This window comes from Neorhizobium sp. CSC1952, assembly GCF_030378245.1.
GTDB lineage: Bacteria > Pseudomonadota > Alphaproteobacteria > Rhizobiales > Rhizobiaceae > Neorhizobium > Neorhizobium oryzae_A.
This window is the reverse complement of record NZ_CP128416.1, coordinates 3,199,640-3,220,482: the sequence shown is the minus strand read 5'-3', so window position 1 is coordinate 3,220,482 and position 20,843 is coordinate 3,199,640. Positions and strand designations below refer to the sequence as shown.

Below are 20,843 nucleotides of genomic sequence, written 5' to 3'. Positions count from 1 at the left end.
TGTCACACATCCTCCCTATCAGGAAACGTCTCGAAAACCAGCGGAGAGTAGATCATGAAGATTGCAGTCCTGGGCGGCGACGGTTTCGTCGGCTGGCCGACCTCGCTTCACCTGTCCGATGCCGGTCACGAGGTCCATATCCTCGACAATCTCTCGCGCCGCTGGATCGATACCGAGCTCGGCGTGCAGTCGCTCACCCCGATGGACAGCATCCAGGAACGCACCCGAATCTGGCATGCCGAGACCGGCCGGCGCATCCATTTCCATCTCATCGACCTCGCCAGGGATTACGAGCTTCTGAAGGGCTGGCTCGCGAAACACCGGCCGGACGCCATCATCCATTTCGCCGAGCAGCGTGCTGCGCCTTACTCCATGAAGAGCGACCGGCACAAGAACTACACGGTCAACAACAACGTCAGCGCCACCCATAACCTCCTGAACGCGCTGGTCGAGCTCGATCTCGACGCGCATCTCGTCCATCTCGGCACGATGGGCGTCTACGGCTATTCGACCGTCGGCGCGGCGATCCCCGAAGGTTACCTCCCGGTCGGCATCGAGACCGCAGACGGCCGGGCGGTCTCGCAGGAAATCCTCTACCCCGCCAATCCCGGCTCGATCTACCACATGACCAAGTGCCTGGATCAGCTCCTCTTCCAGTTCTACGCGAAGAACGACGGATTGCGCATCACCGACCTGCACCAGGGCATCGTCTGGGGCACCCATACGGAACAAACGCGCCGCCACATGCAACTGATCAATAGATTCGATTATGACGGGGATTACGGGACCGTCTTGAATCGGTTTCTCATCCAGGCGGCGATCGGTTATCCGCTCACCGTGCACGGCACCGGCGGCCAGACGCGCGCCTTCATCCATATCCAGGATTCGGTCCGCTGCATCGAGATCGCGCTGAAGAACCCGCCCGACCGCGGCAGCCGCGTCGAGATATTCAACCAGATGACCGAGACGCACCGGGTGCGCGACCTCGCCGAGATGATCGCGAGGATGACCGGTTCGAAAATCGCCTGGCTGCCGAACCCAAGGAAGGAAGCGCCGGAAAACGAGCTGATCGTGAAGAACGAGAAGTTCCTGGGCCTCGGCCTCGAACCGACCACGCTCGGCGAAGGCCTGCTCGGCGAGATCGTCGACGTTGCGAAGAAATACGCCTATCGCGTTGACAGGACTCGTGTTCCGGCCGTTTCGGCCTGGACGAGAGACATCGCCGCGAAGGTGGAACACGACCCGGAAGGCAAGCGGCTGAAATCGGTCTCGTGAGGAAACACAAGACTTGAGCGCCATTGCATGGTTGTGTCGGACGCGCCCCCTCATCCGCCTGCCGGCACCTTCTCCCCGAGGGGAGAAGAGACTCGCGGATCCGCCTCACTCCACTTGCCCCTGTCTCTGGTTGAGGGAAATGTGTGCAGCATGCTTCTTCTCCCCACCGGGGAGAAGGTGCCGGCAGGCGGATGAGGGGGCGCGCCGAACAATGACTTTTGCCTTGTGGACTCCCATCCTATGACACCCGCTCGCAACGCTTTCGTCACCCTCGTGACCAACCCCGACTACGCGATGGGCGCCACCGCGCTCGCGCGTTCGATCCGGCGGACGGAGACGGCGGCGGACATTGTGGTTCTGCATACGGGTGGGGTTTCCAAAGACGACCTTGCATCACTCGTAACGCTCGATTGCCGCTTGGTCGAGGTCGATCACCTGCCGCTGTCCGACGCGTTCAACGAGCGGCATGCGCGGAAAAACCTGCATGGCGCAGCGCCCTTCACCAAGGGCCGCAAGCCGGACTTCCACACGCCGCTCGACAATTTCTGCAAGCTGCGGCTCTGGCAGCTCACCGAATACGACAAGGCCGTCTTCATCGATGCCGATGCGCTGGTGCTGAAGAACATCGACAAATTGTTCGGCTATCCGGAATTTTCCGCCGCTCCGAACGTCTACGAAAGCCCCGCCGATTTCCACCGGCTGAACTCGGGCGTGTTCGTCGCCAAGCCATCCCCGCAAACCTTCGCACGAATGCTCGCGGCGCTCGACCGGCCGGACGCCTTCTGGCGGCGGACCGACCAGACCTTTCTCGAACACTTCTTTCCGGACTGGCACGGCCTGCCGGTCTTCATGAACATGCTGCAATATGTGTGGTTCAATATGCCGGCGCTCTGGGATTGGAGAAGCATCGCCGTGCTGCACTACCAGTATGAGAAGCCCTGGGAGAGGGATCACCCGAAGGCGGACCGGCTGCGGCCGCTGATCGACCTCTGGCACGCCTTCCATGAAGGCCGGGATATTCCCGACCCCGCCTCGCTGCCGAACCCGGGAGAGCCCGCATGAACGTGCTGGTCTCCGGCGGGACGGGACTGGTCGGCCGCTATATCGTCGAGGGCCTGCTGAGTGCCGGATACCAGGTGATCGTCGGCGGGCGGATGCCGCCTGCCCCGCACCTCTTTCCGAAGCCGGTCCGGTTCGTGCCGCTCTCGCTCGATCCCGATCTCGACCAGATCGAAGCCTTCGACGACGCCTATTTCTTCGTGCACGCCGCGTTCGACCACCTGCCCGGAAGATATCGCGGGGGAGAGGGCGACGATCCCGCCCGCTTCCGCCGGCTGAACCTCGACGGCACGGTGAAACTTTTCGAGACGGCGAAAAAGGCAGGCACGCGGCGCGCGGTCTTCCTCTCCAGCCGCGCGGTCTATGACGGGATGCCGGGCGGAACCCGGCTGACGGAAGACCTCGTCCTCAGGCCGGAAACCCTCTACGGAGAAATCAAGCTCGACGGGGAGCGGGCGCTGGCCGCCCTTTCCGGTCCGGGCTTCGGCACCGCGAGCCTCAGGCTGACGGGTGTCTACGGCCATCTCCGCCCCAACAAATGGGACGCGCTCTTCGGCGATTGTCTTGCAGGCAGGCCGGTGCCGCCGCGGGCCGGCACGGAAGTGCACGGCAGCGACGTCGCCAGCGCCGTCCGCCTGATGCTGGAAACCGAGACGGGGAGGATCGGCGGCCAGGTCTTCAACGTCTCCGACCTCCTGACCGACACGCGGGAAATCCTGGGCTTTCTGCCGGCCTGCCCGCACGAACTGCCGCCGCCGGCGGACCGCGGCGCGGTCAACGTCATGGCAACGGAGAAGCTGGAAGCGCTCGGCTGGAGACCGGGCGGCGTCGCGCTGCTACGGCAGGCGGTCAGGGATTGGGCGGAATTTCCTCCCGCGACCGCTTGAAGCGCCGCATCCTCGCGTCCTGCTTGGCCCTTTCGATCGCCTTCTTGTGCTCCTCGGCCCATTTCCGGCCCGGATCGCCGCCCCAGAGCAGCCAGGCGATATAGCCCGTCGACGGATTTTCCTCGTCGCCGAAATTTTCGGCCCGCTTGTCCGCCTTGTGGCGGTGGAAGTAGCTCACCATCTTCCGGACCGTCTTGTCGGACAGCGGCTTGCGGTTCTTGAGGTCGCGGGCCCGCGCGATGCCGGCCGTCGTCCCGCCGCGGCGGAATTGCGCCCGAAGCTTCAAACCCTTTTCAGCCTCCGCCGCCACCTCGGCGGGCGGAATTCGCTCCGGATGCTCCCGGACCTTGTCGCCGTATTGCATGGATGCCTCCTTCGGCGGGAAAACCGAAAGAAGCCCCGCGAGGTTCCGAAGGGGTCAGGATTTCAGCTGGAGATCCCCGGCTTATTCGTCGTCGAAAGTCATCCGGAACTGCGCCGCTTCGAGATCCTTCGGCGGCTGCATTCCGAGATGTTTCCAGGCGTTGGCTGTCAGGACGCGGCCGCGGGGCGTGCGCTGGATGAAGCCCTGCTGGATCATGTAGGGCTCGATGATGTCCTCGATCGCGTCGCGGGGTTCGGAGAGGCCCGCGGCGATCGTCTCGATGCCGACCGGCCCGCCGCCGAAATTCACCGCGATCATGTTGAGATAGCGCTTGTCGAGCTGGTCGAGGCCCATGTTGTCGACGAGGAGACGGGTGAGCGCCTCGTCGGCGATCTCCTTCGTCACCGCCTCGGCCTTCGCCACCTCCGCGAAATCGCGCACCCGCCGCAAGAGCCGGCCGGCGATGCGCGGCGTGCCGCGAGACCGCCTGGCGATCTCCCTTGCCCCCTCGTCGGTCATGCCGAGCCCCATCAGCCGCGCACCGCGCCGGACGATCAGATCGAGCTCCTCGACCGTATAGAAGGAAAGCCGGACCGGAATGCCGAAACGGTCGCGCAGCGGCGTCGTCAGCAGGCCGAGGCGGGTGGTGGCGGCGACCAGCGTGAATTTCGACAGGTCGATCTTCACCGAGCGCGCCGCAGGCCCCTCCCCGATGATGAGGTCGAGCTGGAAATCCTCCATGGCGGGATAGAGGATTTCCTCGACCGCCGGATTGAGCCGATGGATTTCGTCGATGAAGAGCACGTCGCGCTCTTCGAGATTGGTGAGCAGCGCCGCAAGATCGCCGGCCTTGGCGATGACCGGACCGGAGGTGGAGCGGAAATTGACGCCGAGTTCCTTCGCCATGATCTGCGCCAGCGTCGTCTTGCCGAGGCCGGGCGGACCGACGAACAGCACGTGATCGAGCGCCTCGCCGCGGTTCTTCGCCGCCTCGATGAAGACCTTGAGATTGGCGCGCGCCTCCGCCTGGCCGGTGAACTCGTCCAGCGATTGCGGGCGCAGCGTCACGTCCAGGTCCTCGCCCCGCTTTTCCGGTGATATCAGTCGGGCGGCTTCACTCATGCAAGAAGTTCCATTCCGGGTAGGCGGCTCGCAGCCTTTTTGTCGAAGGTCTTGATGGACTTGCATCCCTCCTCAAGCGAGCGGGCCGCTATGAGGGCATCTGCGAAATCCACGTTCGTGTTTTCAACCTGCCAAAGCGCGGCAACAACAAGCGCATGACTTTCTATGACAAGCCCTCGCGTCCGCAGCAACTTCCCTATGGCAAGTACGACCTCCTTTTTCTTGAAGCCGTACTGCGAACGGAGGGCCCAATCGAGTTCGAGCAGGCTGATGAGGGTTACAAACGCGGTATATTCCCGGCCCAGCCTTTTTCCGAACTCCGCGGCTGCGGTCACCTGCTGCGGGTTATCTCCAACCAATGTCCGCAAGATAACGTTGGTATCCAGCCCCAACATCATCATTCTGCGGCATCCGCTTGCTCATCGTCCCCGGTATCGAGGACGTTGGCTCCCGCTGCGGCCACGATAGCGGCGTCGATTTCCTCCAGTGACGCCGGCCCGTTCGGCGGTTTTCCGAGAAGGCCGGCCAGATCGCCGAAATCGATATTCTTCGGCGTGATGACCAGTTCGTCATTCACGATGGAATAAACAACCTCGTCCCCCGGGTGCAAATTGAGAGCTTCTCGCAAGTCTTTCGGAATAGTCAGCTGCCCCTTGGCAGAAAGCGTCAGCGTCCAACTCATTACAGAATTCTCCGACAAATTTCCGATTGGCGGAAAATATACGACAATTCCGACAAGACGGCAAATCGCCCACTCACCGCGCCAGCTCCTTCAGCCCCAGCCGGATGAGCTTGGCGCTGTCGGCGCCTTCGCCGCCGTTCTTGAGGGCCGCGGCGACCGCATTGGCCGCCTGATCGCGCGAATAGCCGAGGTTGGTGAGCGCCGAGACGGCATCCGACACCGGTGCGGAGGCGACACCCTCGCCGATCTCCTGCTTGAGGCCGATATTGGTCGAGGCCTCGCCCGCAAATGCCGGCGCCTTGTTCTTGAGTTCGGTGACGATGCGCATCGCGACCTTCGGCCCGACGCCCGGGGCGCGCGACACGGCGGTGCGGTCCTGCAGCGCGATCGCATTGGCGAGTTCCGAGGGCGTCAGGGTCGAGAGCACCGCAAGCGCCACCTTGGCGCCGACGCCCTGGACGCTCTGCAACAGGTTGAACCATTCGCGCTCCAGCGCGGTCAGGAATCCGAAGAGCTTGAACTGGTCCTCGCGGACATAGGTCTCGATGAACAGAACCACCGCCTCGCCGAGAGAACCGATCCGCGAAAGGACGCGGGAGGAGCAGAAGACCTCGTAGCAGACGCCATGCACGTCGACGAGCACATAGTCGTCGCCGATCTCGTCGATGGTGCCTTTGAGCTTGCCGATCATGGAAAACAGTCCGCCAACAATAGGTTATAAGGGATGGGTTTCGGGGGAGATGAGCGAAAGCAGAGGAAAATAGGTGCGGTATCGGGCGGTATCGCGGCTCAACAGCTTATGCCCCCTCACCATCGCGTGGGCGCCTATGTAGAAATCCGGCAACGGAGAGCGCTTGTCCCCACCCGTGCGGCGATACTGCAGAAAGGCGTGCCCCGCGGCATAAGCGGCATCCCAGGGGAGTTCCTCCCGCTGGAAGAGCCCCGGAGCGAGTGCTGCATCCAACTCGGTTACGGTCGCGTAACCGGCCGCCATTTCCGCGTATATCAGCGGGTTAATCAACAGCGGACCTTCGAAACGCGCAGCTTCCAGTCGCGCCAGCGACCAATCGGTATAGGTGCCTCGCGTGTGGAAGACGTCAATGAGCACATTGGTATCGATCAGCGTCGCCATGACAATCAATCCCGCAGCAGGCGATAGAATTCCTCGCCGCTCATGTCCCCGAGAGACATCGACCCCTGCTTGCGGCGAAGATGATCGACAAGAACCTGCACCTCGCGCTCGACCTCGTCGCGCGAAGGTTCAACGAGCCGCAACACAGCCTCGCCATCGCGAAGGACGAACTCAACCTCGCTTCCCGTCTCGATGCCGAGATTGGAGCGAACGTTCTTCGGAATCGTAACCTGGCCTTTTTCAGTGACTCGCATGGTAATACCTCTGAGGTATTACTTATGGGCCAAACAAGAACAAGTCAAGAACAAACTAGCCTGCGAGCGCTGCGCGCATGCGGTGGCCGCCGCGATTGTGGGCGTGACAGATGGCGATCGCCAGAGCGTCGGCCGCGTCGTTTCCCTTGAAATCCGCCTTCGGCATCAGGATCTTCAGCATCATGTGGATCTGCTGCTTCTCGCCGTGGCCGACGCCGATCACCGATTTCTTGACGGCGTTCGGCGCATATTCGGAAACCGGCAGCCCGGCCCGCGCCGGCACCAGCATGACGACACCCCTCGCCTGACCGAGTTTCAGCGTGGCCACCGCATCCTTGTTGACGAAGGTCTGCTCGACGGCCGCCTCGTCGGGCTTGTAGGTGTGGACGACATCCGCAAGCCCGTCATGGAGCTGGCAGAGGCGCGAGGCAAGGTCCATGTCGCCGTCCGAGGTCACCGTGCCCGATGCGACGAAACGAAGGCTGTTGCCGAGCGTTTCGATGATGCCCCAGCCGGTGCGGCGAAGCCCCGGGTCGATGCCGATGATGCGAATCGTCTCTGTCATGCGCGCGACCTTAGCGCTTTGCCCTGCGGGGCGCCATGCCGCGGGGTGCCATGCCGGCCCGTTTCAAGGGGCGTCGCTCGAAGGGATCGGCTCCCCCGGCATCGTTAACCATGTCTGAAAGCTTTTGGGTAGAACCGCGCCAAACGGAGCAACCACCTTTCTTTCACCGCGTTGGCTCGCCAGAAAGGGGGGAAGCCGAAGCGTGAAGGAGCCGCCCGAATGATACGGGATCGAGATCGGAATGAACTGGAACTGCGGCATATGCGCACCGTCGTGGACGCGTTGGACGGCGGGTTGAGACGGTTTGCCGCCGGAGATTTGAACGCAGCGGTCGATACGCCCTTCCCCGCCCCGTTCGAAGGCATGCGGCGGGATTTCAACCGGGGCGTCGGCGCATTGGGCGGCACCTTGGACGCCCTTGTCGGAGATGCCCTCGTTCTGCGCAGCGAATCCGATACGCTGCGGAACGCAATGAACGAGAACGCCGCCAACAATGCCGAGGATAGCGATCGTCTTTCCAGGGCAGCCGCAAGCATCGGCCTCATGAGCCAGCATCTTCGCGAGCAGAAAACGCGCGCCCAGCATGCAGCGACGATCGCCTATAACGCCAGGCTAGACATGCGGCGCCCGAAAGAGGCGGTTGCGGCCGCGCTGAAGACCATTGAGGCCATAGGGCGGAAGCCGGACGGACCGGCATCGAAAGCCGATCTGGAAACCCTGTCCCTCGGAACAGAGCAGATCGGCCGCGAACTGGACGCACTCTGCCTCTATCTGGACGCGCTGAACGACCAGCTCGGCATTCTTTCCGAGATGGCCGGAGAACAGGCCGAAATGGCGTCCTCCACATCCGAGGACGTGAAGGACGTCTCCAGGGCGCGGCATGCCGCCAAGCTGAAAACCGACATGGCGACGCTTGCGCTGGACCGCATGGACCGGCAGATCGCGGACATCGACCGGAAAGCCGGCCGCTTCGTACGCGTCAGCGTCGTCACCGAACCGCCGCACGATCCGGCACCGCATGATCCCGGAGCCCGGGGCTCCCATCTGCGGCTCGTCAAGTCGTAATCCGCAAAACGGTCCTGCCGCGGTTTGGCGAAGGGGTCGTATTCATGGACACGGCTGCCTAAATAGGGCGGGATACTTCGTCACCCATCCCGCCCCAAGACAAGACAAGCCGAGACAAGCCGATGATCCCCTTTTCCATCCTCGATCTTTCGCCCATCGGCGAAGGTTATTCCGTGCGCGACGCGCTCGACCAGTCCCGCCGCATGGCGATCAAGGCCGAGGAGCAGGGCTACAAGCGCGTCTGGCTCGCCGAGCACCATGGCATGCCCGGCATTGCGAGCGCCGCCACGTCGCTGGTGATCTCGCATGTGGGCGCCGCGACAAAGACGATCCGCGTCGGCTCGGGCGGCATCATGCTGCCCAACCATTCGCCGCTCGTCATCGCCGAACAGTTCGGCACGCTGGAAGCCCTGCTGCCCGGCCGCGTCGATCTCGGCCTCGGCCGCGCGCCGGGAACCGACATGCGCACGGCAAGCGCGCTGCGCCGCAACCTGGAGGCCGGAGCGGAGAATTTCCCGCACGACATCCTCGAACTGCAGCGCCTGCTCGACGCGCCGGAGAAGGATCAGGGACTGCTCGCCGTGCCGGGCATGGGCGCGCATGTGCCGATCTGGCTGCTCGGCTCCAGCCTCTACAGCGCCCATCTCGCGGCAGCCCTCGGCCTCCCTTATGCCTTCGCCTCCCACTTCGCGCCCGACATGCTGATGGATGCGATCGCCATCTATCGCGAACGCTTCCAGCCCTCGGTGGATCTCGAAAAGCCCTATGTCATGGTCGGCGTCATGGGTGTTGCGGCGGAAACCGACGCGGAAGCCGAACGGTTCTTCACCTCCTCGCAGCAGCAGTTCGTGAACCTGCGCAAGAATGTCCGCACGCCCTTCCCCAAGCCTCTCGACAGCATGGAAGGCTTCTGGACGCCGATGGAGAAGATGAGCGTCGAGCATACGTTGCGCTACGCGGCCGTCGGCTCGGTCGCGACGGTCACGGCGAAGCTCAAGGATTTCCTCGAAGAGACCCAGGCCGACGAGCTGATCATCTCCATGCCGATCCACGACATCGACGCGCGCCTGCGCTCGGTCGAGCTGTTCGCGACGTTGCCGATGATGGAGAAGGTGAAGACGTAAATTTGCAGAATGAGGGCTATTGCCCCTCATCCGCCTGCCGGCACCTTCTCCCCGCTTGCAGGGAGAAGGAAACATGCCGCACCGTTTTCCTCACCCAAAACGCTGCTTAGGGCACGTCCCCTCTCCCCGCTTGCGGGGAGAGGGTTAGGGTGAGGGGCAAAACAGGATCATCAAGCCGAGAGCTTGGCCATGATCTCGTCGGAGACTTCGAAGTTCGAATAGACGTTCTGCACGTCGTCGTCGTCTTCCAGGTTGTCGATGAGCTTGAGGAGCGACTGGGCTCTTTCCTCGTCGACCTCGATCGTGTTCTGCGGCTTCCAGATCGCCTTGACCGTCTCGGCCTCGCCGAGCGAAGCTTCGAGCGCCTTCGAGACTTCGCCGAGGCTTTCGAAGGCGCAGATGATCGTGTGGCCTTCCTCGTCGGAAGTCACGTCGTCGGCGCCCGCTTCGATCGCCGCGTCCATCACCTTGTCCGCGTCGCCGGCGCTCGCCTTGTAGGTGATCTCGCCCACGTGGTCGAAGGAGAAGGAGACCGAACCGGTTTCGCCGAGCGCCCCGCCCGCCTTGGTGAAGATCGAGCGGACGTTGGAGGCCGTGCGGTTGCGGTTGTCGGTCAGCGCCTCGACGATGATCGCCGTGCCGCCCGGGCCGTAACCTTCGTAACGGACGGAATCGTAGGTTTCCGCATCCGCGCCGGACGCCTTCTTGATGGCCCGGTCGATATTGTCCTTCGGCATCGACTGCGCCTTGGCGTTCTGGATTGCCAGACGCAGCGCCGCATTCATGGCCGGGTCGGGAAGGCCCTGCTTGGCGGCAACGGTGATTTCGCGCGCGAGCTTGGAGAACAGCTTCGACCGGATCGCATCCTGGCGACCCTTGCGGTGCATGATGTTTTTGAACTGTGAATGGCCAGCCATGGCACCCCTGATGCTTTAGCTTGTTTGGGAATGGCGCCTTATAATTTCGAAGCCCAGCACGTTCAAGGTTTTTCCGTTCAGGGCATTTTGCTTGAGGCTTTCCGGCCCGCCGGTCCCGGAACAAAGCCAACGGCTTGCCGTTTGTTCAAGAAACGACCAACCAAGGAGACAGCTCATGGCAAGCCTCACCGAAGCCCGCGAAGCACCGGAACGCCAGCTCTGGGACGAGATCAACAGCATTCACGCCGGCATGCTCGGCATCGAAGGCTCGCACATGCATTTCCAGCCGATGGCGCCCAATGCCGACCCGAAAACCGGCACGATCTGGTTCTTCACCAAGACGGATACGGACCTGGTGCGCGCCATCCGCCCCGGCACGCGGGCGCATTTCTGCGTCGTCGGCAAGAACCACGATTATCACGCCTGCCTCGCCGGCACGCTGGAGGTACGCAGGGACCCGGCCAGGATCGACGAATACTGGAGCGCCGTGACGGCCGCCTGGTACGAGAACGGCAAGGAAGACCCGAAGCTCACCATGCTCGCCTTCCGGGTCGACGATGCGGAGATCTGGGCCTCCACGGACAGCTCGCTGAAATTCGGCTGGGAGATCGCCAAGGCCAACCTGAGGGACGAGAAGATGCCGGAGGTCGGCGTCAAGCAGCACCTCGCCTTCCCCCAGCTTCACTGATCCAGGCGGCGGGCGCGGGACGCTCAAAGCCCCTGCGGCACCAGGATGGTCGGTTTCTTCGGCAGGCTGCGCATCGAGACCCGGATGACCGGTTCCTTTGCATAGGCTATGTCGAACCGGCCGTCGAACATGGCGAGGAAATTGTCGAGCGGCGGTCCCCACCGGTGCATCGGCAAGATCAGCGAGGAACGCAGCCGTTGCACGACGCGGCTCATGCTGTCCGCTCCCATCGTCAGCCCGCCGTCGACCGGCACCATCAGCACGTCGAGACGGCCGATCTCCGTATACTGCTCCTCGGTGAGTTCGAAATGCAGGTGGCCGAGATGGCCGATGCAGAGGCCGGCGACCTCGAAGATGAAGATCGAATTGCCGTTTTCCTCCAGTCCGCCGCCCCAGGAGCGGATGTCGGAGACGACGTTGCGGATATAGACATCGCCCACTGTCAGGCGATGCTCCGCCTTTTCGCCTGGCACATCGCTCCAGCCGTGCAGGACATGCTCGATGCCGGGATCGGGGCTCAGCGTATAATGGGTGGAATGGGCCTTGTTCATCGTGACCACGTCCGGCAGCCGCGACGGCTGGTAGGCGCCGCTGTAATCCGTAGCGATCCCGACCCCTTCTGGCGTCTCGATGAAATAGGTGGAGTGGCCGACGAAGGTGATCTTCACCTCTTCCCGTTCGGCCAGCGAAAGCTGCCGGCCGGCCTGAGCAAGCTGCAGGCCGGCCGGTTCGAAGCTCGCGAACATGACGCCGGGCAGCCGGCTCGCGATCGCCTGGCACTGGCTGACGGGGAGACCCGCACCCTGCGCCAGCACCGCGACGGCCGAAAGAAAAAGGCAGGAAAGACCGAATGCGAGAGCCCGTAGCATCATGCTAATCCCAAGAACTGCGCCTATGCTCATTCCGGGCGAGAAGATGCGGCAATGCGAAAAACCGGTCCAGCCGGAATTGTCGGGGCCGGCCTCACAATTCCGTCATTGTGAGGATGGTGGAATTAATGATTGAAAAAGGCGGCCGCCGCCCGAAATGAGGTCGCCGGCATCTGGATCTGGCGCGTGCGGAAAGGATATTTCGATGAAGCAGGATATTGAGATCAGGACGGTGGACGGCACCGCCGGGGCCGCGGTCATCAAGCCGGAAAACGGCGCCGCGCCCGACAGGGGCGTCATCATCTACATGGACGCCTTCGGCCCTCGCGAAGCGCTGTACCAGATGGGTCAACGGATCGCCGATGCCGGCCATGTCGTACTCGTTCCCGATCTTTATTACCGCTCCGGCTCCTATGAACCCTTCGACGCGAAGACCGCCTTCAGCGATGAGGCCACGAAGACGAAACTTCGCGGCATGATGCAGGCGACCTCCCAGGAGCTGACCGCCCGCGACGGCGCAGCCTTCATCGACGCCCTGACGAGGGAAGGCGCCACGGGCGCGATCGGCACCGTCGGCTATTGCATGGGCGGCGCCCGCGCTCTCACCGCGGCGGCGCGCTACCCGGACCGCATCAGGGCGGCCGCGAGCTTTCACGGCGGCAATCTGGCGAGCGACGCGGAAGACAGCCCGCACCGGCTGGCCGACAAGATCAAGGCAAGGGTTTATGTCGGCGTCGCAGGCGTCGACAACTCGTTTCCCCCGGAACAGTCCGCCCGCCTCGCCGAAGCGCTGCGCATCGGCGGCGTCGACCACACGATCGAAAACTATGTCGGCATGGCGCATGGCTGGACGGTGCCGGACCACGGCGTTTACGACAGGACCGGTTCGGAACGGCATTTCAAGCGCCTGCTGACCCTGCTTGAGGAAGCGCTTTAAGAGAGAACAGGATGGGCCGCGCGATGCGGCCTATTGCTCGAAGGCGGGCGCGAATTTCAGGACGCCGGACGGTGCCTCGCCCCGGAGCACGATCCTCTGGACGAACTTCGGGTCGATATCCGCATAGCGCAGGCGGCCGTCGCTTTGGAAGCCGACGCGGCGGTATATTTCCGGGCTGCCGACAAGGGCGCAACCTGCAGCGCCCCTTTCCCTGAGGAGGTCCAGGCCTCTCAGGATCAGCGCCTTGCCGATGCCTTGCCGTTGCCGGTCGGGTTTCACAGAGATCGGCCCGAGCCCGAACCATCCGCCATGGACGCCATCCACCGCAACCGGGGAGAAGGCGACATGGCCGACGACTTCGCCATGCTCTTCGGCAACGAGCGATATCGTCAGGTCTCCCGAGGCGCGCAGATCGTCCACGATGCGGGCCTCAGTGTTGCTGCTGAACGGCATCGGCTCGAAGGCCGCCCGCGTCAGATCGCGGATGGCGTCCACATCGGCGGCGTTCTCGTATCTGATCAGCACGGGCCTCTCCTTCAACACGCGTTTGGGAATGCAGGACCGGCGCCGGCTCCAAGCCGGTTCAACTCCAGAACGCCGGAATCGTCTCCGCAAGCCTTGGGCCGATCCTGAGCGGCGCGATCTTTTCCGCAAGGCCCGTGGCGTCGGAAATCTCGACGCCGAGGCCGCAGAGGGTGGCCGGCCCGGTCGCCGCCTCGAAACGGCCCTTCGGCATTTTCGAGATGAAGCGGTTGAGCGGCTCCTCCTTGTCCATGCCGAGCGAGGAATCGTAGTCGCCGCACATGCCGGCATCCGACATGTAGCCCGTGCCGCCGTTCAGGATCTGGCAATCGGCCGTCGGCACATGGGTATGCGTGCCGACCACGAGGCTGGCGCGTCCGTCCACGAAATGCCCGAAACACTGCTTTTCGCTGGTCGCCTCCGCATGGAAGTCGAAGACGATCGCATCCGCCTGTTCCTTCAGCGGGCAGGCATCGAGGATCGCCTCGGCGCTCTTGAACGGATCGTCGAGCTCCGGATGCATGAAGACGCGGCCCATGATGTTGGCGACCAGCACGCGCGCGCCGTTGCGGGCGTAATAGAGCCCGGAGCCCCGGCCCGGCGTGCCGGCCGGATAGTTGGCGGGCCTCAGGAACTGGTCATGGCGGCCGGCGAAACCGACCGCATCCTTCTGGTCCCAGACGTGGTTGCCGGTCGTCACCACGTCCGCGCCGGCATTGACCGTCTCGAGGAAAATCTCTTCCGTGATGCCGAAGCCGCCGGCGGCATTCTCGCCGTTGACGATGACGAAATCGAGCTTCAGGTCGGCGACGAGGCCGGGCAGCTTTTCCCAGACCGCCGTGCGGCCGGACTTGCCCACCATGTCACCCAGGAACAATAGGCGCATTCTTATCCAATCTCTACGCGATCCCGGCTTCAGGACCCATCGAACTGCCGGTAGCCGCTTTCCGTGAGAACCGCCTCAAGTCTGATATCGTGCGGCTCGAAGGGAACAGATGCCACTTCCTGGCAGTCGAAGGCAATGCCGATCAGCTTCGGCCGCAGGCCTTTTTGATGCAGACGGTGGATAGCACGGTCGTAATAACCGCCGCCATAGCCGATCCGGTGGCCTGCCGCATCGAAGGCCGCAAGCGGCATCAGCATGATCTCGGGATCGAGTTCGGCCGCGTCCGGACCCGGCGCGAACGTGCCGAAAGTGCCGGGCACCAGCTCGGCGCCGCGGACGAGCTCCCGAAAGATGATCGTCCGCTTGTCGAGGATGACGGGGACGCAGAGCCGGGCGCTGCGGTCCCTCAGATGAGCCATCAGCGGCCGCGGGTCGACCTCCGAACGGATCGGCAGGAAGCCGGAGACGGTCGCGCCGGCGTGAAGATCGATCGCGGCCGCTCCATGGGAGGCGATCGCAAGGCTCTTCTCGATCCGCTCGACGGGCGGAATGGCATCGCGGGCGGCAAGCCGCTCCGCGCGCAGTTCCGCCTTGCTCCTGCCGCCGTCCGTCACGCCTTTTCCACCGCCTTCTTCACGAGCAGCTTGTCGATGCGACGGCCGTCGAGATCGACGACCTCGAAAGTCCAGCCATGGGTGGAGAAGCTCTCACCCAGTTCCGGCAGATGTTTCAGCTCATCGAGAACGAAGCCCGCCACGGTCTCGTAGCCGGGGTCTTCTCCGATCGGAACGCCCATCTGCTCGGCGAATTCGTCGACCGGCATCCAGCCGGCGACGAGGAACGAACCGTCGTCGCGCGGCACGATCGCGGGCTCCTCCTCCTCGTCCTCCTGGAAGACGCCGGTGATGGCCTCCAGGACATCGCCGGACGTTATGATGCCTTCGAAATGACCGTACTCGTCATAGACGAGCACCATGTGGGCCGGAGCGCGGCGCAGCGCCTCGATGACATCGAGCGCGCCCGTGAGGTCGGAGACGACCGGCGCCTCGCGCATCAGCGCCTTGATGTCGAAATTCTTGTCGCCGGCGATGAACCCGTAGGCGTCCTTGACGAAAAGCACGCCGAGGATCTCGTCGGAACTGCCCTTGCGCACCGGCAGGCGCGAGCGCTGGGTGGCACGAAGCTGCGTGCGCAACTCCTCCAGATCGTCCTCCGTATCGATGACTTCGACCTCGCGGCGCGGCGTCATCAGGCCGCGCGCGGTACGGTCCGCAAGCCGCATGACGCCGGAGATCATGGCGGACTCCTCCGTCTCGATCACGCCGGCGCTCTGCGCCTCGGCAAGCACGGTGCGGATTTCCTCGTCGGTCACCCGGTCACCCGACTCTCCCTTCTGGCCGAGTATGCCGAGCACGGCGCGGCCGGAAATATCCAGAAACCAGACGATCGGCGCGCCGATCTTCGAAAGCAGCATCATCGCCGGGGCGACGCGGGCGGCGACCGCCTCGGGCGCACGCAGCGCGATCTGCTTGGGAACGAGCTCGCCGACGATCAGCGACAGGTAGGTGATGGCGACAACGACGGTGCCGACGCCGAGCGCATCGGCGACATTGCCGGACACGCCCTGGGCGGCCAGCCAGCCGGAAAAGCGTGCGCCGAGCGTGGCGCCGGAAAAGGCGCCCGACAGAATGCCGACCAGGGTGATGCCGATCTGGACGGTGGAAAGGAAGCGGCCGGGATCTTCGGCGAGGCGCATGGCGGTTGCCGCCCCCCTGTTGCCCTGTTCGGCCATGACCTTCAAACGAACGGGGCGGGATGAAACGACGGCGAGTTCCGACATTGCCAGGACACCGTTCAGAACGGTGAGTGCAATGACGATGATGATTTCGGTTAACAAAAGGGGCTCTTTAGCTAGGACAATATTCCTGCATGCGAAACGGAATGCACCGCCTTTGAGAGCGGCAGCCTGGACACGACCGCGCAAAAAGCGCTTCGCCGGCAAAGTTTCGCGCACAGCTCGAAAAACCGGGACCGGTTCTCGGAGCTGTGCACCTTCACTTGCAACGGGAAATCATAGGGGCCTGTTCCATCCATTGCAATGGCTGGAACAAAATCATGCGGAAGCATCCGGATTTTTCAGGTCAGGCTGACCTTCAGCTCGGCGCGGGTGCCGGAAACATTCGGCACGTACTGGATCGTCGAGCCGAGCGTCGCGGCCATGGATTTGACGATACGGCTGCCGAGCCCCGTGCCCTTCGGCTGGTCGCCCTCGCGCCAGCCGATCCCGTCGTCCTCGACCGCCAGAAGCGCGCTCTCCTCGTCCTGACGTTTGAAGAACACCCGCACCTCCCCCTCGACACCCGTCGGATAGGCGTATTTGAGGGCGTTGGTGAGGAGTTCCGTGACGATCATGCCGATGGAGACGGCCCGGTCGGACGTCAGCGATACCGGTTCGGCCTCCAGCCGGATCGACGGCCTTTGCTGGTCGTTGACCGTGTCCTGAACCTCGCGCACCAGCGTGCCGAGATATTTGTCCATCTCCACGTGGCGGACGTCGTCGGACGTATAGAGGCTGCGATGCATGCCGGCGATCGCCGTGATGCGGGCCTGGGTTTCGGCGAGCGCCGCCTTCACGTCCTCGTTCCTGCTGCTCGAAACCTGCAGGCGGATGAGCGCCGCGACCAGCGCCAGACTGTTCGCGACCCGGTGGTTGACTTCCGCAAGCAGCACTTCGGCGCGCTCCTTGCCGAGGCGGATTTCCCGTTCGGCCTTCTCCTGGGCGCGGCGCAGATCCGCCGTGGCGATGCCCTGCCGGATCGCGCTTTCCATCAGCGGCCAGAACTCGTCGCCGACCGTCTTGATGACATAGTCGGAGGCGCCGCTCTTCAGCGCGTCTATGGCGATCGTCGCGTCGCTGGACCCGGTGACGTAGATGACGGGAACGTCCGAGCCCTGGTCCTTCAGCCGGTGCAGGATGTCGAGCCCGGTACCGGCCTTGAGATAATGGTCGAGCACGACCGCATCGATGCCGCCTCTTTCCATCGCCTCCATCGCCGATGCCTGGTCCGTGGCGTGGACGACCTGGTAGCCGGCACGCCCGAGGTGACGTTCGGCAAGTCTCGCAAGGGCAAGGTCGTCATCGACGTAGAGAATGGTTTGCGGCATCGCGTCTCGTCATTGTCCGGGTATCTGCATCACGGCAAAGAACAGCCCGAGCTGTCTGATGGCATGCGCAAAACTGTCGTAATCGACCGGTTTGGTAATGTAAACGTTGGCGCCGAGGTCGTAACAGCGCTGGATTTCGCGTTCGTCGTCCGTGGTCGTGAGGATGACCACCGGCAGACGTTTCGAGTGGGCGTTGGACTTCACCTTTTCCAGGATGTCAATACCCGACATGTCAGGCAGATTGAGATCGAGAAGGATCAAGAGGTAGCGGTCGTGGTTGGCCATGCCCGAACGGTCCTTGCCGAGGATATAGTCGAGCGCCTCGTTGCCGTTGGTGAAGGGGACGATCTCGTTGTTGACGCCGGCGCGGCGCACGTTCTTCTCGATCAGACGCGCATGGCCCTCGTCGTCCTCGATCATGACGATGGTGACTTCTTTTCCGGCAGCTTTCATTGCCCGTGACTCCTTACATACTGGGACAAATCCGTGGGCAGACGGATGACGAACGTCGCTCCGCCGCCCAATGTGGACGTCACCGTAATTTCGCCCCCTAAATTTCTGACTAACGAACGTACATGCGCAAGGCCTATCCCCTCGCCCGGCATGTTCTGGACACCGGACCGGCGGAAGAGCTCGAATACCCGCTCGTGATCCTCGGGCGCGATCCCGCGGCCGTTGTCGGCGACTTCGATGCGGATCGAATTCCTTCCGGCCGGCATGCTCTTCACCGACAGCACCAGGGGGCGATCCGGGTGCTTGTATTTGACCGCGTTGTCGAAAAGATTGCCGAAAATCTGTTCCATCGAAAATCGGTCGGTAGTAAGGCCGCGCGCCGCGCCGACCGAAATTTTTATCTCGCCGCCCGCCTCGCTGACCTGGTGATAGATGCTGGCGGCCGTTGCATCGAGGAGATCCTGAAGATCGACCCTCTCCGGCTTCAGTTCGCGGCGGCCGTCGCGCGAGATCTTGAGGATCGCGTTGATGAGCCCGTCCATCTTCTTGGTCGAGGAGCGGATGAAGGCGATCGCTTCCGGCAGGTCCTCCTCGACCGCCTGGCGCGCCTCCATCACGTCGCTCTCCGTCAGCGCGGCACCATCGGCCAGCACAAAGGTGGAAACCGCCTTCAGCGTCGCATCGAGCTCGCTCGTGAAGCCCATGATGTTGACGAGCGGCGCGCGCAGGTCGTGCGAGACGATATAGGCATAGCGCTGGATTTCGCGGTTCGCCTGGATGAGGTCCTCGGTGCGCTCGTTGACGCGCTCCTCCAGGCTGGCGTTCAGTTCCTCCACCTCGGCACGCGCCCGCTGCAGCTCGCGGACGTGCTGCGCGATGACCGCGATCGCGCCGCCGAGCACCAGGATGATGAGGATGCCGCCGCCGATCGTGAGCCACTGCAGCGACGAGGCCGAATCATGGAGTTCCTCGATGCCGGAATTGAGCCGGCCATCCATGTCGCGGATCACCTGGCTGAGGATGGCGCTGACGCCGTCCATGACCTGGCGGCCGTAGGCGCCCTTGACGATCGCGACGGCGCCGGCGAAATCGCCTCGTCTGCCGAGAGCGACGGTTCCTTCCATCTCCTGGCGTTTTTCGTCGATCAGGCGACCGAGCTGATCCAGGGGCACGCGGACGGAATCCTGCGCCCCCACCGCCGCTTCGAAGCGTTGCCGCAGACGGGGAAGATTGGCGGCGGCATTCGTATAGAGGGTCAGGAACTGCTCGTCCTGGGTCAGGAGATAGCCGCGCTGGCCGGATTCGGAGGCGCGCAGGTTGAGCAGCACGTCCGAAGCCGCGCTGCGGACATCGCGCAGCTTCACCACGTCCTGAAAATAGGTCTGCGTCATCCGCGCCAGGAAAAAGGAGGAGAGCACGATCGCCACCAGGACGGCGCTGCCGATCACAAGCATCAGGAGCGACGACCGGGCAAAGGTTGTATTCAGAAAACGCATGCGGAGAAGCCGGTAATTGGACGGGACGGCAAGAACTTGGTGGTATGACGCGAGTTGTCAAGCACCCTGACAAGACAAGATGCCCCGCCGAGCGGCCAGGTTTTCGAAAAAACAGGCTGGAAGAGAAAGAGCGCGATCCACGGCGACCGATGGATGTTTACGATCCTGGGCGCCTACAAACGTAGGTGGGCACCGTGTGTCCAGGCCCACGGGCCTGGTCAGGGACAGCTCCCTTTGGATCGAGTATGGCCCCAGGGATTGTGGTTCCTGTCGGGAAGCGCAGACCGCGACCGCCAATATAGGAAGGAAACCGGATTCGCGCCAGTGGCGGTGAGTCTTTTTCTCGACCCGTCAATTCAACGAGGCCGGCGCGCGGCCGTTGAGCCTTGCCGTCAGGTTCTCGAGCCGGGAGGCGAGTTCGCCGAGCGCCGAGACCACGACCTGCTCGTTGTGCTGCTGGGTTTCGAGCGCCCCGTCGCTGTTCGCCTTGAGCGCTGCGACCTCCGCTTCGAGCTTGCCGATCTTGCGCGTCGCCTCCGACAGCTCGTCCATGATCATGATGCCGGCCATGACGGTGATCCTCAGATCGCCGATCTCGCCGAACTGGCCCTTGAGGTGCCCGACATAGCGGTCGAAGCGCGCGGCAAGCTCGGTCAGGTGGTCTTCCTGGCCCTCTTCGCAGGCCATGCGATAGGCCTTGCCGTCGATCGTCACCGTTACCTGGGCCATGGCATTCCCTTCCGATCCAGTTGCCGCATCAGCGGTCGAGCACGGCGCGGATGGTCTCCATCGCCGTCACCAGGCGCCGCGAAACCTCCCGATTCACCTCTTCCAGGCGGTTGGCGCGGAATTGCGACTGGTCGAGCTCCTGGGCAAGCCGCGCCCGGTCCGCATGCACCCGCCGGACCTCGCCTTCCACATCCTGGGCTTCGCGCTGGCGTTCGATCCGCGCGTCGACGGCGCTTTCAAGGTTGCCGATCGCCGCCCTGAGCTCCGAGATCACCGTCTCGATCGTCTTTTCCGCCGGCATGAAAAGCCTTCCCGTCTCCGTGAAGGCAATCGAATCGCATCGACCGCCTTCCCAATAAGCACCGCAGATTATTCGCGGGTCGCGGGCCGGTCAATCAATCCGGGCGGACCCGGCCTGTTCTAGCTGTGGATCGTCTGCCGCCTTTCCCGCCCGTTTCCGGCTGCGGCGGGGTCTGCACGGAATTCGGGCAGAGGCTGCGGGAAACTTCATCATCATGGCGCGATCGGGCCCGTGCTTTTGTTGACTTGCGCGTTGCACCTGCTAAGGATCAGCCGCTCCCCGATGGTCCCTGGTCCACCCCCTGGTGGAACCGGCAGGATCGTGACCGACACTCGGAAAAAGCGGATTAGC

The 20,843-nt window shown here is 63.4% G+C and carries 26 protein-coding genes and 1 other RNA gene; 7 read left to right on the top strand and 20 right to left on the bottom strand.

The window, feature by feature from the left end:
* Positions 1-54: 54 nt before the first annotated feature.
* The 3 genes from QTA58_RS15650 to QTA58_RS15640 all read left to right on the top strand — a co-directional run bounded on the left by QTA58_RS15650 (position 55) and on the right by QTA58_RS15640 (position 3,221).
* The gene (locus tag QTA58_RS15650; protein ID WP_289669555.1) at positions 55-1,275 is read left to right on the top strand and encodes an NAD-dependent epimerase/dehydratase family protein; all 1,221 of its coding nucleotides are present in this window, start codon (positions 55-57) and stop codon (positions 1,273-1,275) included.
* 240 nt (positions 1,276-1,515) lie between these two features.
* Positions 1,516-2,337, top strand: coding sequence for a glycosyltransferase (locus QTA58_RS15645; protein WP_289669554.1), 822 nt, complete (start codon positions 1,516-1,518; stop codon positions 2,335-2,337).
* A complete protein-coding gene (locus tag QTA58_RS15640) occupies positions 2,334-3,221 on the top strand; it encodes an NAD(P)-dependent oxidoreductase (RefSeq protein ID WP_289669553.1) in 888 nt (295 codons plus the stop codon). The genes QTA58_RS15645 and QTA58_RS15640 overlap by 4 nt, the downstream gene beginning before the upstream one ends.
* Here the strand turns inward: QTA58_RS15640 and QTA58_RS15635 are convergent.
* The 8 genes from QTA58_RS15635 to ruvC form a co-directional block, all read right to left on the bottom strand.
* Entirely contained in the window at positions 3,184-3,585 is a 402-nt protein-coding gene (locus tag QTA58_RS15635) for a hypothetical protein (protein WP_289669552.1), read from the bottom strand. The two genes, QTA58_RS15640 and QTA58_RS15635, sit on opposite strands and share 38 nt — an antisense overlap.
* 81 nt (positions 3,586-3,666) lie before the next feature.
* The gene (ruvB, locus tag QTA58_RS15630; protein ID WP_085420116.1) at positions 3,667-4,707 is read right to left on the bottom strand and encodes a Holliday junction branch migration DNA helicase RuvB; all 1,041 of its coding nucleotides are present in this window, start codon (positions 4,705-4,707) and stop codon (positions 3,667-3,669) included.
* Positions 4,704-5,108 carry a type II toxin-antitoxin system VapC family toxin gene (locus tag QTA58_RS15625; protein WP_289669551.1) on the bottom strand — a complete coding sequence of 135 codons (405 nt, stop codon included), beginning with the start codon at positions 5,106-5,108 and terminating at the stop codon, positions 4,704-4,706. Before QTA58_RS15625 ends, ruvB begins: the two co-directional genes overlap by 4 nt.
* The gene (locus tag QTA58_RS15620) at positions 5,105-5,389 is read right to left on the bottom strand and encodes an AbrB/MazE/SpoVT family DNA-binding domain-containing protein (protein ID WP_085420118.1); all 285 of its coding nucleotides are present in this window, start codon (positions 5,387-5,389) and stop codon (positions 5,105-5,107) included. The genes QTA58_RS15625 and QTA58_RS15620 overlap by 4 nt, the downstream gene beginning before the upstream one ends.
* Before the next feature lie 73 nt (positions 5,390-5,462).
* Entirely contained in the window at positions 5,463-6,080 is a 618-nt protein-coding gene (ruvA, locus tag QTA58_RS15615) for a Holliday junction branch migration protein RuvA (protein ID WP_289669550.1), read from the bottom strand.
* A gap of 24 nt (positions 6,081-6,104) precedes the next feature.
* Positions 6,105-6,521: a type II toxin-antitoxin system VapC family toxin gene (locus tag QTA58_RS15610; protein ID WP_085420120.1), complete on the bottom strand. Its 417-nt coding sequence runs from the start codon at positions 6,519-6,521 to the stop codon at positions 6,105-6,107.
* Positions 6,522-6,526: 5 nt separating this feature from the next.
* Positions 6,527-6,775 (bottom strand): AbrB/MazE/SpoVT family DNA-binding domain-containing protein, encoded by a 249-nt coding sequence (locus tag QTA58_RS15605; RefSeq protein ID WP_085420121.1) that lies wholly within the window; start codon positions 6,773-6,775, stop codon positions 6,527-6,529.
* A gap of 55 nt (positions 6,776-6,830) precedes the next feature.
* Positions 6,831-7,340, bottom strand: coding sequence for a crossover junction endodeoxyribonuclease RuvC (ruvC, locus tag QTA58_RS15600; RefSeq protein ID WP_289669549.1), 510 nt, complete (start codon positions 7,338-7,340; stop codon positions 6,831-6,833).
* 219 nt (positions 7,341-7,559) lie between these two features.
* Between ruvC and QTA58_RS15595 the strand changes: the two genes are divergently transcribed.
* Positions 7,560-8,405 (top strand): methyl-accepting chemotaxis protein, encoded by an 846-nt coding sequence (locus QTA58_RS15595; RefSeq protein WP_289669548.1) that lies wholly within the window; start codon positions 7,560-7,562, stop codon positions 8,403-8,405.
* 122 nt (positions 8,406-8,527) lie between these two features.
* The gene (locus tag QTA58_RS15590; RefSeq protein WP_085420124.1) at positions 8,528-9,529 is read left to right on the top strand and encodes an LLM class flavin-dependent oxidoreductase; all 1,002 of its coding nucleotides are present in this window, start codon (positions 8,528-8,530) and stop codon (positions 9,527-9,529) included.
* A gap of 170 nt (positions 9,530-9,699) precedes the next feature.
* Here the strand turns inward: QTA58_RS15590 and QTA58_RS15585 are convergent, their stop codons facing one another.
* On the bottom strand, positions 9,700-10,446 hold the full coding sequence (locus QTA58_RS15585; protein WP_085420125.1) for a YebC/PmpR family DNA-binding transcriptional regulator: 747 nt from the start codon (positions 10,444-10,446) through the stop codon (positions 9,700-9,702).
* 175 nt (positions 10,447-10,621) lie between these two features.
* Between QTA58_RS15585 and QTA58_RS15580 the strand changes: the two genes are divergently transcribed.
* A complete protein-coding gene (locus tag QTA58_RS15580; protein WP_085420126.1) occupies positions 10,622-11,134 on the top strand; it encodes a pyridoxamine 5'-phosphate oxidase family protein in 513 nt (170 codons plus the stop codon).
* 23 nt (positions 11,135-11,157) lie between these two features.
* Here QTA58_RS15580 and QTA58_RS15575 read toward each other — a convergent pair whose 3' ends face one another.
* Positions 11,158-12,006, bottom strand: a complete 849-nt coding sequence (locus tag QTA58_RS15575; protein ID WP_289669547.1) for an MBL fold metallo-hydrolase — start codon at positions 12,004-12,006, stop codon at positions 11,158-11,160.
* A 202-nt stretch (positions 12,007-12,208) separates the two neighbouring features.
* Between QTA58_RS15575 and QTA58_RS15570 the strand changes: the two genes are divergently transcribed.
* Positions 12,209-12,940 carry a dienelactone hydrolase family protein gene (locus QTA58_RS15570; protein ID WP_289669546.1) on the top strand — a complete coding sequence of 244 codons (732 nt, stop codon included), beginning with the start codon at positions 12,209-12,211 and terminating at the stop codon, positions 12,938-12,940.
* Between the two features lie 30 nt (positions 12,941-12,970).
* Here the strand turns inward: QTA58_RS15570 and QTA58_RS15565 are convergent, their stop codons facing one another.
* From QTA58_RS15565 to QTA58_RS15520, 10 genes are all read right to left on the bottom strand, one after another.
* On the bottom strand, positions 12,971-13,465 hold the full coding sequence (locus tag QTA58_RS15565; protein ID WP_289669545.1) for an N-acetyltransferase: 495 nt from the start codon (positions 13,463-13,465) through the stop codon (positions 12,971-12,973).
* 58 nt (positions 13,466-13,523) lie between these two features.
* A complete protein-coding gene (locus QTA58_RS15560) occupies positions 13,524-14,348 on the bottom strand; it encodes a YmdB family metallophosphoesterase (RefSeq protein ID WP_289669544.1) in 825 nt (274 codons plus the stop codon).
* Between the two features lie 29 nt (positions 14,349-14,377).
* On the bottom strand, positions 14,378-14,962 hold the full coding sequence (locus QTA58_RS15555; RefSeq protein ID WP_289669543.1) for a 5-formyltetrahydrofolate cyclo-ligase: 585 nt from the start codon (positions 14,960-14,962) through the stop codon (positions 14,378-14,380).
* Positions 14,959-16,230: a hemolysin family protein gene (locus QTA58_RS15550; RefSeq protein WP_289673180.1), complete on the bottom strand. Its 1,272-nt coding sequence runs from the start codon at positions 16,228-16,230 to the stop codon at positions 14,959-14,961. The genes QTA58_RS15555 and QTA58_RS15550 overlap by 4 nt, the downstream gene beginning before the upstream one ends.
* Positions 16,231-16,484: 254 nt before the next feature.
* Positions 16,485-17,513, bottom strand: a complete 1,029-nt coding sequence (locus tag QTA58_RS15545) for a histidine kinase dimerization/phosphoacceptor domain -containing protein (protein WP_085420132.1) — start codon at positions 17,511-17,513, stop codon at positions 16,485-16,487.
* A 9-nt stretch (positions 17,514-17,522) separates the two neighbouring features.
* The gene (locus QTA58_RS15540) at positions 17,523-17,966 is read right to left on the bottom strand and encodes a response regulator (protein WP_085420133.1); all 444 of its coding nucleotides are present in this window, start codon (positions 17,964-17,966) and stop codon (positions 17,523-17,525) included.
* Complete coding sequence (locus QTA58_RS15535) at positions 17,963-19,462, bottom strand: CHASE3 domain-containing protein (RefSeq protein WP_289669542.1); 1,500 nt, start codon at positions 19,460-19,462, stop codon at positions 17,963-17,965. Before QTA58_RS15535 ends, QTA58_RS15540 begins: the two co-directional genes overlap by 4 nt.
* 130 nt (positions 19,463-19,592) lie before the next feature.
* Positions 19,593-19,751: non-coding RNA, 6S RNA (gene ssrS / locus QTA58_RS15530), on the bottom strand.
* A 62-nt stretch (positions 19,752-19,813) separates the two neighbouring features.
* Positions 19,814-20,191, bottom strand: coding sequence for a cell division protein ZapA (locus tag QTA58_RS15525; protein WP_085420135.1), 378 nt, complete (start codon positions 20,189-20,191; stop codon positions 19,814-19,816).
* Between the two features lie 28 nt (positions 20,192-20,219).
* The gene (locus QTA58_RS15520; protein ID WP_085420136.1) at positions 20,220-20,492 is read right to left on the bottom strand and encodes a DUF4164 domain-containing protein; all 273 of its coding nucleotides are present in this window, start codon (positions 20,490-20,492) and stop codon (positions 20,220-20,222) included.
* Between the last annotated feature and the right edge of the window lie 351 nt (positions 20,493-20,843).